The sequence below is a fragment of the Deltaproteobacteria bacterium genome, assembly GCA_016875395.1.
Taxonomy (GTDB): Bacteria; Myxococcota_A; UBA9160; order UBA9160; family UBA6930; genus VGRF01.
Genome location: VGRF01000014.1, coordinates 53,779 through 68,827 on the forward strand (window position 1 = coordinate 53,779; position 15,049 = coordinate 68,827).

A 15,049-nucleotide genomic window follows, 5' to 3' on the forward strand; every position below is an offset into this window, starting at 1 on the left:
GGCGCTCGCCGTACAGCAGGCGCGCTGCTCCGTGCGTGGGCGCGGAGCGAGCTTCGGGCGGGCTCGAGCTGACTTCCGCGTCGAGTAGCGCACGCACGGCGAGCAGCGCACCCGCGAGAGCGAGGACTCGGCCGTGTTGCAGCATCCCGCACCTCGCGAGACAGGGAGTCGCGACTGCTCAGGCCTCGGCGCGCGGCGCCTCCGCGCCCGCTTCCACGAACGCGGCGTGCAGCGCGCGCACGGCGAGCTCGGTGTACTTCTCTTCAACCACGACCGAGATCTTGATCTCGCTCGTCCCAATCATCTGGATGTTGATGCCCTCGCTCGCGAGCACACGGAACATCTGCGCCGCGACGCCCGCGTGGTCCTTCATGCCGAGGCCAACGACCGATACCTTCGCGATCGACTTGTCGCCCTCCACGTGCGACGCGCCCACCTGCGGCGCGATCTGCTCGGCGATCGCCTTCGCGCGCGCGAAGTCGTCGCGCGGGACGGTGAAGGTCATGTCGGTCGTGCCGTCGGCCGAGGCGTTCTGCACGATCATGTCGACGACGATGCCGTTGTCGGCGATCGCGCCGAACAGCTTCGCGGCTACGCCGGGGGAATCCTTCACGCCGATCACGCGAATCTTCGCCTCGCCGCGGTTGTACGTGACTCCCGAAACTACGAGCCGTTCCACCACGTCCTCCTCGCGCACCACCCAGGTGCCTTCGCTGTCGTCGAACGACGAGCGCACGCACAACGGCACGCCGAACTGCATCGCGAACTTGACCGAGCGAATCTGCAGCACCTTCGCGCCGAGGCTCGCCATCTCGAGCATCTCCTCGAAGGAGATGCGATTCAGCTTCTTCGCCGCGGGCACGAGGTTCGGGTCCGTCGTGTAGACGCCGTCGACGTCGGTGTAGATCTCACACACGTCGGCCTTCACCGCGGCCGCGATCGCCACCGCCGACGTGTCCGAGCCACCGCGGCCGAGCGTCGTCACGTTGCCCGCATCATCGACGCCCTGGAAGCCAGCGAGCACCGCGACGCCGCCCTCGTTCAGCACCGCACCGATCTTGGCCGTGTCGATGTTCTGGATGCGCGCGCGCGTGAAGCTCGAGTCCGTGAGCATGCCCATCTGCGTGCCCGTGAAGCTGCGCGCCTTGTGGCCGAGCTGATGAATCGCCATCGCCAGCAGCGCGATCGTCTTCGACTCTCCGATCGACGTGAGCGCGTCGTACTCGCGCGGATCCGGGTGATCGCCGCCGACCTGTTTCGCGAGCGCGACGAGCGAGTTCGTCTCGCCCGCCATCGCCGACACGACGACCGCCACCTGATTGCCGGCCTCGAGCGTGCGCACGACGCGCCGCGCCACGTTCTGGATGCGCGCGACATCGGCGACGCTCGTGCCGCCAAACTTCTGGACTATCAGGGCCATCGCTTGCTCCAGCGCGCGAGGAGTGCCTGCGAGCGCGGTCCGAGCGCGGCGGCCTCCAAAATTCGGGACTCGGCAGCTTCGCCTCTCGCAATGCGAATTTCCAGCCGGTCCGCAGGAAGTGCGGTGAGGAATCGCTCGCCCCACTCGGCGACGAGCAGCGTGCCTGCCTCGAGCCAGTCGAGCAGCCCCGCGGCTTCGAGCTCACCCTCGCTCTCGACGCGGTAGAAATCGACGTGCACGAGCCGCCACGGCGCGCCGGCGCGCGCAGTCGGGTACTCGCCCGCGATCACGAAGGTCGGGCTCGCGACGGCGCGCTCCTCGATGCCGAGCGCGCCCGCGAGCGCTTTCACGAAGAGGGTCTTGCCGGCACCGATCGGGCCGGTCAGCGAGATCACGCCTCCGTCTTCGTCGCACGCGCCGCCGAGGCCAGCCGCGAGGCTGCGCGTGTCAGCGGGGCTCTGGGAAACGAATCGCATCGCCCGCTCCGATCTGAGGCTCCTTCTCGGCGAGCGCGCGCATCACCTCGGGAATCGAGTCGGCGATCTCGCTGGCCAGCGCGCCGCGGCTGCCGCGACGCGACGCCACGAGATCTCCCGCCGCGCCGTGCACGAATGCGGCGAGCGTCGCTGCCTCGAACGCGGCCACCTTCTGCGCGAGCAGCGCGCCCGTGAGGCCCGCAAGCACATCGCCGGTGCCGCCCGTCCCCAACACCGGGCCGCCGGTGGGATTCACCGCGATGCGCCCGCTCGGCTCCGCGATCACGGTGCCCGCGCCCTTCAGCACCACGATCGCGCGGGTGCGCTCGGCGAGCGCGCGCGCGTGCAGCGGCCGCGACGAGTTGATCTGCTTCGGCGTGAGGCCGAGCAGCATCCCCGCCTCGCCGGGATGCGGCGTGAGGACGGTCGGCGCCCTGCGCGCCTGCAGCGCCTCGACGTGCCCCTCGAACGCGACGAGGCCGTCCGCGTCGAGCACGAGCGGCCCGGGCGCGGCGAGGGCGAAGGCGCGCAGCGCGGCGCGCGTCTCGGCGTCGCGCCCGCAGCCCGGGCCGAGCACGAGCGCGCTCCGCTCGCGCGCGAGCGCGCTGAGCGCCTGCTCGGCGTCGCGCGCGAACGTGCCGTGCTTCGACTCGGCCAGCGGCGCCGTCATCGCCTCGAGGCTCGCGCGCTGCAAGATCGCGCTCTGCGAGCGTGGGCACGCGACCGTCACGAGCCCTGCTCCGCCGCGCGCCGCGCCGCGCGCTGCGAGAGCGGCCGCGCCGGCCTTGCCGGTGGAGCCGCCCGCGATCAGCACGTGTCCGAACGTGCCCTTGTGCCCCCCGCGCGGTCGCTTCGGCAGCGCGCGCGACGCGGCGACGCGCGTCCAGCCTTCCGCGCGCGGCGCGACGCCGGGCGCCGCATCCACGATGCCGATGCGGGCCACCACGATCTCGCCCGCGAGAGACCGCGCCGGCTCCTGCGTGAGCCCGAGCTTCGGGAGACCGAGACACACCGTGACGTCCGCCTCGACCGCTGCCCCTAACACCTGGCCGCCATCCGCCTCGACGCCCGAAGGCACGTCGACCGCGAGCACTTTGCACTGCGGCCGGCTCGCGTTGATGCGCCGGATCGCGCGGGCGGCGGCGCCTGCGACCTCGCGTGCGAGGCCGGTGCCGAAGATCGCGTCGACCAGCACGCTGCCGCGCGGCGGCGCTGCGCTCGGCTTCACGAGCGGGACGCCCGCGCGCTCGGCACGCGCGAAGTTCGCCGCAGCCTCGGGCGTGAAGCGCGCGCCGTCCCCCACTTGCGCGATCCGGACTGCCACGCCGCGCAGATGCAGCAGCCGCGCGACGACGAAGCCGTCGCCGCCATTGTTCCCCGCGCCGCAGTAACACCAGACCTCGCCGCCACGGCCGAGCAGCCGCAGCGCCTGCGCCGCGATCGCCTGGCCCGCGCTCTCCATCAGCACTTCGCCGGGCACGCCGAGCACGTCGATCGTGTGGCGATCGAGCGCGCGCATCTCGGCGGCGGTCGCGAGGGGCCAGCGGTAGGTGAGCATGCGAGACCCGTAGCGGAGTGAACGGCCGGAAGCGCGAAGTTCCGCAGCTGCGCGGGCCTCTGGGCAGCGCCCGCCCGCTTGCGGCGCTGCGGGCTTCAGCCGGTCGCGGCGGCGAGCGCCCGCTTCAGGGCGTCGGCGAGCTCGTTCGCGAGCGCGCTGACGTGCGCCTCGTTCTCGCCCTCGACCATCACGCGCGCTTTCGCCTCGGTGCCGGAGTAGCGGATCAGCACGCGCCCACGGTCGCCAAGCGCCTGCTCGACCTGGCGCAGCTGGCGCGTGAACTCGGGCAGCGAATCGAGCGGTCGCTTCTGCGCCACCGCCACGTTGACGAGCACTTGCGGGAAGCGCTCGATGCCACTGGCAAGCTCCGAGAGCGGGCGATTCTTGCGCTTCATGATCGCGAGCACCTGCAGCGCGGTGAGCAGCCCGTCGCCGGTGCGGTTGTGGTCGAGGAAGATCACGTGGCCGGACTGTTCGCCGCCGAGGTTGTACCCGTGGCGGCGCATCTCCTCGACCACGTAGCGGTCGCCGACCTGCGTGCGCACGAGATCGACGCCGATCTCGGCCAGCGCGCGCTCGAGGCCGAGGTTGCTCATCACGGTCGCGACCACCGCGCGGCCCGCGAGGCCGCCGCGCTCGGCGAGGTCGCGCGCGCACAGCGCGAGCATCGCGTCGCCGTCGACCACGCGGCCCTTCTCGCACACGAGCACGACGCGGTCAGCGTCGCCGTCGACCGCGATGCCGATGTCGGCGCGCAGCTCGCGCACTTTCTCGATCAGCTTCTCGGGATGCTGCGAGCCCACACCGTCGTTGATGTTGCGCCCGTTCGGCTCCACGCCGATCGTGAACAGCTCCGCTCCCAACTCCTCGAGCACGGTCGGGCCGACGCGGTAGGCCGCGCCGTTCGCGCAGTCGAGCACGACGCGCAGCCCGTCGAGGCGCAGCTCGAGCGGAAACGTCTTCTTCAGCATCACGACGTAGCGGCCCTGCGCGTCCTCGATGCGGCGCGCCTGGCCGATGCGATCGGGCGCCGCGCGCAGCCGCGCGAGATCGCCGCTCGTGATCAAGCGCTCGATCTGATCCTCGACCTCGTCGGGCAGCTTGAAGCCGTCGTGCGCGAAGAACTTGATCCCGTTGTCGTGAAACGGATTGTGCGAGGCCGAGATCATCACGCCCGCGTCGCAGCGCATGTCCGCCGTGAGGAACGCCATCGCCGGCGTCGGGATCGGGCCGACCTGAATCACGTTCACGCCCATCGAGCAAATGCCCGCGGCGAGGGCGTCCTCGAACATGTAGCCCGAGAGGCGCGTGTCCTTGCCGATCACGATGCGGTGCTTGCCGCTGCCGCCCCGGAAGACGTGCGCGACGGCCTGCCCGAGCTGCAGTGCCAACTCGGCGGTCATCGGGTGCACGTTCGCAGTCCCGCGCACGCCGTCCGTGCCGAACAGTCGCTCGCTCATCGATTCCTTCTCCGGGTCGCGGGCGGCTCGGGCTCGTGCGGCGGAGCCGGCAGAATCTCGACGCGCACTTTCAGCTCCTGCTTGGGCTCGATCCATGCGTTCTGACCGAGCGCCGCTGCGCTGACGGCTCGCTCGAACGACGCGGTCGCTCCCGACACGTCGATCATTTCGGTCAGCACCTCGCCCAACCGGAGCACTTCGGACTCTGCGCCGGTCACCAGCACGCGCCGCGGCGTTACCGCGACCTCGCCCAACACGAAGCCATCGGCGGGCTTGCCGGCCACGTTCGCCCGCACCGTCATGCGCCGCGAGATGCGCGGCTCGAGCGTGAACTCGAGCTGCGTCGGCGAGCGGCTCACGATCTGCGCGCCGCGGCCGACGTCGAATTGCGTGAGGTCGACTTCCTTCGCGATCACGCCGGCCTTCGCTTCGCTCAGATTGACCGAGTACTCGAGATCCGGCGGCACGTTGCGCAGCGCCACGCGACTGCCGCGCACGCGGATGTCGACGGCGTCCGAGGACCGCGCCGTGAGGATCAAGTCGTCGGGAATCTGTGCAGCCACGACGGGGATGTCGAAGCCGCGCTCTTGCGTGGCCGTGCTCTGCGAGAAGCCCCACAACAACATGGCCATGAACAGCGCGAGCGCGGCGAGGCGAACGTCGATGAGGCGCGTCACGGGCGCGCCGTCCGCGTTTCGGACTCGCCCTCGGCGTCGTCCGGCTTCTCTTCGCGCTCCTCGGGTCCGCGCGCGAAGGCGTCCCACAGCGCGACGCGCAGGCGCGCTGGATCGATCTGCGTGACGAGCTCGCCGCCTTGCGCGAGCGAGATCGCGGAAGTCTCCTCGCTCACCACCACCGCAATCGCGTCGCTCTCTTCGGTGATGCCGAGCGCCGCGCGGTGTCGCGTGCCGACGCCTTCCGGCAGCTCGGTGCGAAGCGTGAGCGGAAGAATGCAGCTCGCGTGCGAGATGCGGCCGTGCGAGATCACGACCGCGCCGTCGTGCAGGGGCGAGGTGGGGAGAAAGAGCGAGACGACGAGGTCCTTCGAGACCGCGGCGTCGAGCGGGCTACCGCCTTCCATCAAGTCTTCGAGGCGGGTCTCGCGCTCGAACACGACCAGCCCGCCGATGCGCCGCCGCACGAGCTCGGCGCACGCGCGCACCACCTCCTCGACCACCCGCGACTCCTCGCGCTCCGCGAAGCGCGGCGAGAGCCCGCGCCCGACCCGCGCGAGCGCGCGGCGGATGTCGTTCTGGAACAGGATCACGACGATCAGCACCGCGGCGCCGACGAAGTTGTCGAGCAGCCACGTCACCGTGTTCAGCTCGGCGGCGTCGGCGAGCACGCGCACGCCCATCAAGAGGCCGAGGCCCGCGAGCACCTGCATCGCGCGTGTGCCGCGGATGAGGATCAGCACCCAGTAGATGGCGAGCGCCACGAGCACGATGTCGAGCGTGTCGCGCACCGGCTCGTAGCTCGTCTCGAGGAAGGCGCGCAGCTCGGCGAGCTGCCCCATCACGAGATCGCGCAGCGCCTCGATCATCGTCGCGCCTCCCGCAGCGCGAGCGCGACCTGCGCGGCGATGCGTGCGCCGGCGACATCGTGCACGCGCACTGCGTCGGCGCCGGCGAACACCGCGACGGCGCACGCAGCGTGCGTCGAGAGATCGCGGCGGGCGGGAACCGGCTCGCTCGTCAGCTCGCCGAGGAACGCCTTGCGCGAGGGCCCGACGAGAATGGGGACGCCGAGCCGCGCGCGGAACCGCTCGACGTTCGCGAGCAACGCGAGGTTGTGCGCGGTGCGCTTGCCGAAGCCGATGCCGGGGTCCGCGACGATGCGCTCGCGCGCGATCCCCGCGGCCTCGGCGCGCGCGATCGCGGCGGCGAGCTCGTCTCCCACTTCGGCGACGACGTCCCCGAACGCGATGTCGCGCATCATCGTCGCGGGCTGCCCGCGCAGGTGCCCGAGGATCACGAGCGCGCCTCGCTGCGCCGCGACGCGCAGCAGCGCGGCGTCGGCGCCGCCGCTCACGTCGTTCACGATGCAGGCGCCCGCGTCGAGCGCAGCCTCTGCGACCTCTGCGCGCCGCGTGTCGATCGAGATCGGCGCGCCGAGCTCCTTCGCGAGCGCCTCGACCACGGGCCGCGTGCGCGCGATCTCTTCCACGGTTGTTACGGGCTGCGCGCCCGGCCGCGTCGACTCGCCACCCACGTCGAGGACGTGCGCGCCGGCCGCGAGCTGTGCGCGGGCCCCGGCGAGAGCGGCAGCGAGGTCCGCGAAGCGCCCGCCATCGGAGAACGAGTCGGGCGTGACGTTGAGCACGCCGAGAATCGTCACGCGGTCGCGATGGAACAGCTCGGTGGTGCGCCCGGTCGACGAGGGACGCTCGCGCTCGTGGCTCTCAGGTTTTGCGGACTTCGAGGCCACTGTTCGATCTCCGCTCGGCTTCGCCTCGCTGCGCGCCCTGCTATCCCGCGATCGGCTCCGGATCCGGAAGATCCCCGCCTCGCACCGGCGACGCCTCGCGCGTGCGCGCGGGCTTCGGCGGCTTCGCGGTCGCGACAGCGCCGCCCGTCGGCGGCGGCAAGGGCGGCAGCGACTCGCCCGCGATCAGCTTGGTGAGATCGCTCGTCTCGAGCGTCTCGCGCTCGAGCAGCGCCTCGGCGATGCGATCGAGCCGCTCGCGGTTCGAAGCGAGAATGTGCTTCGCCTCGTCGTAAAGCGTGGTGAGCAGGCGCTTCACCTCGTCGTCGATCAGCTCGGCGGTCTTCTCGCTGTAGTTCTTGCGCGTCATGTAGTCGCGCCCGAGGAAGACGTCGCCGCTCTCGTCGTCGAACGAGACGGGCCCGATCGCGTCGCTCATGCCGTAGGTGCAGATCATGTCGCGCGCGAGTCGCGTCGAGCGCTGAAGGTCGTTCGCGGCGCCGGTCGAGAAGTGCGAGAACACCAGCTCTTCCGCGGCGCGGCCGCCCATCGCGTACTTGATGATCGCGACCATCTGATCGCGCGTGTACGAGTGGCGGTCCTCTTCGGGCAGCGTCTGCGTGAGGCCGAGCGCCATTCCGCGCGGGATGATCGTGACCTTGTGCACCGGATCGCTGTGCTCGGTGAGCAGCGCGACGAGCGCGTGGCCGGCCTCGTGATACGCCGTCGTCCGCTTCTCCTCGTCGCTCATGATCATGCTGCGGCGCTCCGCGCCCATCAGCACTTTGTCCTTCGCCTTCTCAAAGTCGGCCATCGCGACGCGGTTCGCTTCGCGGCGCGCGGCGAGCAGCGCAGCCTCGTTCACGAGGTTCTGCAGGTCCGCGCCCACGAACCCGGGCGTACCGCGCGAGAGCACCTCGAGATCGACGTCGTCCGAGAGCGGGACCTTGCGCGTGTGAACGCGCAAGATCGCGAGCCGCCCGCGCAGGTCGGGCCGCGGCACGACCACGCGGCGGTCGAAGCGGCCCGGTCGCAACAAGGCGGGATCGAGCACGTCGGGGCGATTGGTCGCCGAGATCAGGATCACGCCCTCGTTCGACTCGAAGCCATCCATCTCGACGAGCAGCTGGTTCAGCGTCTGCTCGCGCTCGTCGTGCCCACCGCCGAGGCCCGCGCCGCGGTGCCGGCCCACGGCGTCGATCTCGTCGATGAAGATGATGCAGGGCGCGTGCTTCTTGCCCTGCATGAAGAGATCGCGCACGCGCGACGCGCCGACGCCCACGAACATCTCGACGAAGTCCGACCCCGAGATCGAGAAGAACGGCACGCCCGCTTCGCCCGCGACCGCGCGCGCGAGCAGCGTCTTGCCGGTGCCGGGCGGGCCCACGAGCAGCACTCCCTTCGGAATGCGCCCACCGAGCCGCGTGAACTTCTTCGGGTCGCGCAGGAACGCGATGATCTCTTCCAGCTCGACTTTCGACTCTTCGACGCCCGCCACGTCTTCGAACGTGATGCGCGTCTGGTTCTCGGTGAGCAGGCGCGCGCGCGACTTGCCGAAGCTCATCGCCTTGCCGCCGCCCGCCTGCATCTGCCGCGCCATGAACACCCAGAACCCGATGATCAGCAGCAGCGGCAGGCCCCACGCGAACAGCATCTGCTGCCACGCGGACGCCTCGGCCTTCGGCTTCATCTCGACGCGCAGGTTCGGGTCGCGCTCGCGCGCGGCCTCCACCTCGCTGAAGAAGCGCTCGCCCGCGGCCTCGCTGTAGTACGACTGGAATTTCTTCGCGTCCGAGTCCTTGCCCGTGACGTGGCCGTCCTCGATCACGAGCTCGGTCACCTGTCCGTGCCGCAGCGCCTCGACCAGCTGGCTGTAGGTCTTCTCTGCGGGAACCTCTTCGCGCTTGTTCACGACCGCGAACAAGAGGATCACGACCAGCAGAATGCCGACCCACAGCACCATGTTCTTGAAGATCTGTTGGTTCACCGCCGCTCCCTAAGCGTGGAGTGAGTGGCGCAGAGCGCCGGGCGCGTGTCGAAAAGCCGAAGAATTGAGCGAGACTAGCAGCGCGAGTCGCGGCTGCCTGAGCGCTCGAGCCAGCAGCGCTCGCGCTCGGCACGCAGGCACAGGCCGAGCGGCAGCGTGAGCCGCGCGCCCGGACGCGCTGCGCGTGCGAAAGAGAGCGAGCGCTCGATCTGTGCGCGCGAGACATCGCGCGCGCCGCCCAGCGCACGCAGCGCCTCGCGCACGAGCCGCCGCGCCAGCGCATCGGGCAACGCCCGCAGGCCCGCGCGCTCGATCGAGAGCGCGGTGTCGCCTCGCGCGATCAGGCGCTCTGCTTCGCGCGCAACTTGCTCGTCGATCCACTCCGACTCCTTCCGCTGCGCTTCGGCCATTTGGCCGACGGCCCTGAGCCATTCGGGATTCAGCTGCGCCGCCGTCTGCGAGAGCCCGCTGGTGCGCAGCCGCCCGCGCGCGTAGTGCGGATCACGATTGCTCCCGTCCTCGCGCCAGGAGAGACCCCACTCGCTCGCGGCGCGTTCGATCTGCGCACGCGAGACGCCGAGCAGCGGGCGCACGACGAGTCCGTCCGCACTGCGCTCGGGAATGCCGCCCATGCCCGCCGGGCTCGCGCCGCGGAAGAGGCGCATCAGCACGGTCTCGGCTTGGTCGTCGAGTGTGTGCGCCGTCGCGATGACGTCGCAGCGCAGCTCGCTCGCGATCTCGCGCAGCGCGGCGTGGCGCAGCTTGCGCGCGGCCTCCTGCAGCGTGGGCCGCGCGCGCGAGGCGACTCCTTCGCGCAGCGCACGCGGCGCGACCGACCTCGCCGCGAACGCGACGCCGAGGTGCTTCGCGAGATCCGCCGCGCAGGCCTCGTCCGCGTCCGACTCCGCGCCGCGCAGGCCGTGGTTCACGTGCCCCGCGGCGAGCGCGAGTCCGCGCTGCGCCGCGATCTCAGCCAGTGCGCGCAAGAGCGTGCACGAGTCGACGCCGCCCGAGATCGCGACGAGCACGCGCGCGCCCCGCAGCGCGAGCGCGTCGCAGGACGCTGCGAGCGCGTCGAGCACCTCGCTCGCCGCGGCCCGCGTGGCGCGCCTACTCGAGCGCACTCGCCTCGCCGAGCAGCACGCGCGTGCCGTCCTGCTTGTCCACCCACACCTCGCAGTGCACGCGCGTGCGGGTGCCCTCCGCAGTGCGCCCCGCCTCGCGCCCGTACGCGGTGAGCGTCTCGTCCACCCACACCACGTTGGTCAGCTTGAGCGACATCTTTCCGCCGCGCAGGAAGCCCTCGCCGAAGCGATCGAGCATGACCTGCGCGGCAAAGCACGTCGTCATCATTCCCTGCACGACGATGTTCGGGAAGCCGAGCTTCTTCGCCTGCTCGCGGTCGGTGTGATAGTTCGCGCCCGGCCCAGAGAACATCCAGCAGCGGCGCTGATCGATGCGCTTGGTCACGCTCGTCAGGTCGACGCCGGTCGCGGTGGGAAAGGCCGCGCGCGGCTCCTTCGCCTGCGCGGTCTTCTCGTCCACGACGAACGCGCCGCTCGCGGGCTTCTCTTGCTTCGGCGGCAGGAACGACTGGTGCGTGCGTCCGCGCACGTAGAGCTCGAGCGTGCTCGCGTCCAGCACGTCGGTCTCGTTCACGACGTAGTCGCGCCCGCGCTTCGCGTAGCGCTCGACGATGGTGCTGCGCGTGCGCACGCGCGCCCCAATAGGAATCGGCGCGAACAGCTCCCAGTCCTGCCGCCCGTGCAAATTTCCGAACAGGTTCTTCAGGTACCACTGGCCCACGTGCTTGTAACACTCGCTGTGGTGCAGCAGCGGCGGCGCCCACTTCGCGTAGAGCGGGCTGTGGTCGTCGAGGGCGTCCGCGTAAAGCGCGACGACCTCGGGCGTGATGTCGTAGCTGTTCGAGCCGCAGTGGCGGCCGACGAAGGCCGGCTCTCCGAGAAGGTTCATGCGTGGACCTCGCTGCGTGTGCGATCACGATAGACCGCGCGCCGCCGCGTTTGCGGGGGCGAAGGGCGCAAGGCGAGGCCGGGCCGCTTGACTTCGCGGTTCGGGTCCAGCAGAACGCGCGCGCCATGACGCAATCCGACAGCTCGCGCTCGCGCGCCCACAACTGCGCGCGCTGGATCGCGGAGCGCGCGCGCTCGCAGCCGCGGCAGCTCGCGGTTGCGGACCCGTGGCGGCGGCTCGACTACGCCGGGTTCGAGGAGCGCATCCAGCGCGCTGCAGGCGTGCTCGCGGCGGCAGGTGTCGCGCGCGGCGAGCGCGTGGCGCTGCTGCTCGGCAATCGCAGCGCCACGCTCGAGCTGGTGTTCGCGTGCGCCCGGCTCGGCGCAATCGCGGCGCCGCTGAACTCGCGCCTCGCGCCGCCCGAAGTCGCGCAGCTGCTCGGCGACTGCCGGCCGCGCGTGTTCGCGTACGAGGCGTCACTCGCAGCGGGCGCAAAGGCCGCGCTCGCCCAGAGCGGCATCGCCTGCGCGCTCGCGATGCCGGTCGGCGGCGACGACGACGCCTACGAGCACGCGCTCGCGAGCGCGGCGCCGCACGCGGAGATCGCGGAGGCCTCGCCCGAGGACGCGATGATCCTCATGTACACGTCGGGCACGACCGGCGTGCCGAAGGGCGCGCTCCTCCCGCAGCGCAAGACGCTCTTCAATTGCCTCAACGCCCAGCTCTTCTTCGAGCTCACGCGCCGCGACGTCGTGCTCGTCGCCGTCCCGCTCTTCCACTCCTTCGGCCTGAAGATCCTCTCGCTGCCCGCGCTCTACGCCGGCGCGAGCGTGATCCTGCAAGGCCACTTCGACGCGGCCGACACCTGGCGCAGCGTCGCGCGCGAGCGCGTCACGCTGATGGGCGGCGTGCCCACGATGTTCCGCGCGCTCGGCGAAGCCTTCGACCGCGACGAGCCCGACGTGTCCTCGCTGCGCTTCCTCTTCACCGCGGGCGCCGCGATCCCCGTCGAGCAGATCCACGCCTTCGAGCGCCGTGGCCTCGTGCTGAAGCAAGGCTTCGGGCAAACCGAGACCTCGATCCTGTGCTGCCTCGACGCGCAGGACGCCACGCGCAAAGCCGGCAGCGTGGGCCGCCCCGTGCTGCACGCCGAGCTGCGCATCGTGCGCAGCGAGACGCTCGCCCTCGCGCCGGACTCCTGGCGCGACTGCGCGCCGGGCGAGACCGGCGAGATCGTCGTGCGCGGCCCCATCACGATGCTCGGCTACTGGGAGCGCCCCGAGGCCAGCGCGGAGACCCTTCGCGCGGGCGGCTGGCTCGTGACCGGCGACCTCGGCGCCTTCGACGCCGAAGGCTTCGTCACGCTCACCGGCCGCTCGAAGGACATGTTCATCAGCGGCGGCGAGAACGTGTACCCGCGCCAAGTCGAAGCCACGTACGAAGCGCACTCCGACATCGTCGAGATCGCCGTGGTCGGCATCCCCGACGCGAAGTGGGGCGAAGTCGGCCGCGCCTACGTCGCGCTCCGCAGCGGCGCGAAGCTCGACGAGCAAGCCCTCATCATCTGGGGCCGCGAACGCCTCGCCACGTTCAAGGTGCCGCGCAGCTTCGTGCAGGTGAACGAGCTGCCCCGCACGGCCAGCGGCAAAGTGCAGAAGTTCAAGTTGTTAGGCGCGACCGAGGGCTGATCGACCGCGCCGAGCTGAGCGGCAACGCACCCCGCCCCCAAGCGCCACCGCAGATCGCGCTCAACTCGGTGGCGCTCTGCCTCCCGCAAGCGGCCCGAGCGGCGAAGCCGCTCAGGCCGCGCGCAGCCCGCCAAGCGGGCGGAGCTCGCAACGAACTGGTGGCGGTGCCCGGACTCGAACCGGGGACACGCGGCTTATGAAACCGCTGCTCTACCGACTGAGCTACACCGCCCCAAGAGAAACCTAATTCGTGCTCGGGCTCCCCGCCGTCGCAGTCGCGCCGCGCGCTTCGAGCGCCTCGATGCGCGACTTCAGCGCCGCAAGCTCTGCCTGAACGTCGACCGTGGGCGCGACCGGCAGTGCGGCGTTCGCCGCCGCTGCGCCGCCGCGAATGTGCGCGCCCATGCGCGTCACCACGTTGTCGAGCCGCGGGATCAGCTCGCTGAGAGCGCCCGCGTGCACGAAGACCGAGCGCGGCCCTGCGCTGCCGGCGGACTCGACGGGGATGCAGCGCAGGTCGAGGCTCGCGCCCTCGCCGAAGCGCGTGAAGGAGCCGTACACGACCCAGCTCGCGCCGGCGGCGCGGCCCGCGGTCCGCGCGGCGTCCGCGTCCGCGGTCGCGGCGCTCGCATCGTCGACGCGCAGCGCCGAGACGCCGGCTTGCTGGCTGAGCCGCGAGGTGAGCATTTCCGAAATGCCCGCGCGGAGATACGCCGATTCCTCGATGGAGTGGATCACCACCGGCAGCACCGCCACGCGGGCGACTTCCTGGGCGCTCGCGGCGAGCGCGAGCGCAGTCGCGGCGAGGGCGATCGAGAGGGCGCGCAGCAGTCTGCAGGTCATCGGCGTCGGATCTCCGCCGCGCCTTTCCTGAACGGCCGACGCGGAAGCTGGGCTCTTCTATCTGAGTGGAAACTCGCGGGCAAGGTGCCCGGCGCGATCAGGCGCGGCGGGCTCCGCAGGAATTCAGGCCTCTCCACCCAGCTGCCTCACCTTCACGCCCGCTTCCCGCAGGAGCCGCAGCGAGATGTCTCCCAGCGGGTACTCCGCGCTGAACACGACCTCGGCGATGCCGGCGTTGATGATCATCTTGGTGCACATCAGGCACGGGCAGAACGTCGAGTAGATCGTCGAGCCGCGCACCGAGACGCCGTGGTAGGCGCTCTGCGTGATCGCGTTCTCCTCCGCGTGCGAGCACAGGCACTCCCCGAGATCGGCGCCGGCGCGGCCGAACGCGTTGCAGCGCGGGCAACCGCCTTCGTTGCAGTTGGTGACGCCGCGCGGCGTGCCGTTGTAGCCGGTCGCGATGATGCGGCGGTCGACCGTGATCACGGCCGCGACCTTGCGCTTCACGCAGTTGCTGCGCGTCGCGACCACGCGGCCGATGTTCATGAAGTACGTGTCCCAGTCGGGGCGCTCGAAGCTCGCGTTCGCGCGTAGAAGCCGGCCGAGCTGCTCGTGCAGCTCGGCGAGGCTCCCGTCGTTGCGCAGCGTGTCGTCCGCGAGCTCGCGCACCGCGAGCAGCTGCTGCGCGCTCGGGTCGGCGCTGCCGAGCTCGCGGCCCTCGAGGCGTTGCAGCTCCGCGAGCGTGGCGGGGTCTCCGGCGCGCGCGCGCGCGCGCATGCGCTCGAAGCGGCGCTCCTCCTCCGCCTCCACCCAGATCAGCCGGAAGCGCTGGCCCGAGGCGCGCAGCGCGGCGACCTCGGCAGGGTGGCGGATCGAGTCGATCACGTAGTTGCGATCGGCGTGGAGCTGCGAGACAAGCCGCAGCGCGAGCGCCCCCAAGCCTTCGCGCGCGCGCAGCTCGCGGCCGAGCTCGATCATGCGCTCGCGCGTCTCGGTCTGGCCGCGCGCCTTCAGCTCGGCGCGTATCACGTCGGAGAGCGAGTGCGCGTAGAACGAGCGCTCGGTGAGGTACGCCACCACCTCGCCCTTGCCGGACGCATTCAGGCCCGAGACCCCGAGAATCATGCGCGCCCCCCAACTCGCGGCGATTGGAACGCGCGCCCGCAGCCGCGTCAACGACCGCGAGTTGCGTTTCGCGTAACCCGAACCGCCGCGC

The 15,049-nt window shown here is 71.1% G+C and carries 13 protein-coding genes and 1 tRNA gene; 1 reads left to right on the plus strand and 13 read right to left on the minus strand.

Going from position 1 to position 15,049, the window contains the following annotated elements; genetic code table 11:
• Positions 1-178: 178 nt before the first annotated feature.
• The 10 genes from FJ091_12335 to FJ091_12380 form a co-directional block, all read right to left on the minus strand.
• Positions 179-1,420 (minus strand): aspartate kinase, encoded by a 1,242-nt coding sequence (locus FJ091_12335; protein MBM4384141.1) that lies wholly within the window; start codon positions 1,418-1,420, stop codon positions 179-181.
• Positions 1,411-1,896, minus strand: a complete 486-nt coding sequence (gene tsaE / locus FJ091_12340) for a tRNA (adenosine(37)-N6)-threonylcarbamoyltransferase complex ATPase subunit type 1 TsaE (GenBank protein MBM4384142.1) — start codon at positions 1,894-1,896, stop codon at positions 1,411-1,413. Before tsaE ends, FJ091_12335 begins: the two co-directional genes overlap by 10 nt.
• Entirely contained in the window at positions 1,868-3,454 is a 1,587-nt protein-coding gene (locus FJ091_12345; GenBank protein ID MBM4384143.1) for an NAD(P)H-hydrate dehydratase, read from the minus strand. Before FJ091_12345 ends, tsaE begins: the two co-directional genes overlap by 29 nt.
• Before the next feature lie 95 nt (positions 3,455-3,549).
• Positions 3,550-4,914: a phosphoglucosamine mutase gene (locus FJ091_12350; protein ID MBM4384144.1), complete on the minus strand. Its 1,365-nt coding sequence runs from the start codon at positions 4,912-4,914 to the stop codon at positions 3,550-3,552.
• Complete coding sequence (locus FJ091_12355; GenBank protein ID MBM4384145.1) at positions 4,911-5,591, minus strand: hypothetical protein; 681 nt, start codon at positions 5,589-5,591, stop codon at positions 4,911-4,913. The genes FJ091_12350 and FJ091_12355 overlap by 4 nt, the downstream gene beginning before the upstream one ends.
• Positions 5,588-6,457, minus strand: a complete 870-nt coding sequence (locus FJ091_12360; GenBank protein MBM4384146.1) for a TIGR00159 family protein — start codon at positions 6,455-6,457, stop codon at positions 5,588-5,590. The genes FJ091_12355 and FJ091_12360 overlap by 4 nt, the downstream gene beginning before the upstream one ends.
• A complete protein-coding gene (gene folP / locus FJ091_12365; GenBank protein MBM4384147.1) occupies positions 6,454-7,413 on the minus strand; it encodes a dihydropteroate synthase in 960 nt (319 codons plus the stop codon). The genes FJ091_12360 and folP overlap by 4 nt, the downstream gene beginning before the upstream one ends.
• Complete coding sequence (ftsH, locus tag FJ091_12370; GenBank protein MBM4384148.1) at positions 7,382-9,301, minus strand: ATP-dependent zinc metalloprotease FtsH; 1,920 nt, start codon at positions 9,299-9,301, stop codon at positions 7,382-7,384. Before ftsH ends, folP begins: the two co-directional genes overlap by 32 nt.
• Before the next feature lie 98 nt (positions 9,302-9,399).
• The gene (gene tilS / locus FJ091_12375) at positions 9,400-10,407 is read right to left on the minus strand and encodes a tRNA lysidine(34) synthetase TilS (GenBank protein MBM4384149.1); all 1,008 of its coding nucleotides are present in this window, start codon (positions 10,405-10,407) and stop codon (positions 9,400-9,402) included.
• 28 nt (positions 10,408-10,435) lie between these two features.
• On the minus strand, positions 10,436-11,299 hold the full coding sequence (locus FJ091_12380) for a hypothetical protein (GenBank protein MBM4384150.1): 864 nt from the start codon (positions 11,297-11,299) through the stop codon (positions 10,436-10,438).
• Positions 11,300-11,424: 125 nt separating this feature from the next.
• Here FJ091_12380 and FJ091_12385 point away from each other — a divergent pair, with 125 nt between their 5' ends.
• On the plus strand, positions 11,425-12,987 hold the full coding sequence (locus FJ091_12385; protein ID MBM4384151.1) for an AMP-binding protein: 1,563 nt from the start codon (positions 11,425-11,427) through the stop codon (positions 12,985-12,987).
• A gap of 156 nt (positions 12,988-13,143) precedes the next feature.
• Here FJ091_12385 and FJ091_12390 read toward each other — a convergent pair.
• The 3 genes from FJ091_12390 to FJ091_12400 all read right to left on the minus strand — a co-directional run bounded on the left by FJ091_12390 (position 13,144) and on the right by FJ091_12400 (position 14,958).
• Positions 13,144-13,219: transfer RNA gene (locus FJ091_12390), tRNA-Met, on the minus strand.
• 11 nt (positions 13,220-13,230) lie between these two features.
• On the minus strand, positions 13,231-13,830 hold the full coding sequence (locus FJ091_12395; GenBank protein ID MBM4384152.1) for a hypothetical protein: 600 nt from the start codon (positions 13,828-13,830) through the stop codon (positions 13,231-13,233).
• 123 nt (positions 13,831-13,953) lie between these two features.
• Positions 13,954-14,958, minus strand: coding sequence for an AAA family ATPase (locus tag FJ091_12400; protein ID MBM4384153.1), 1,005 nt, complete (start codon positions 14,956-14,958; stop codon positions 13,954-13,956).
• Positions 14,959-15,049 lie beyond the last annotated feature (91 nt).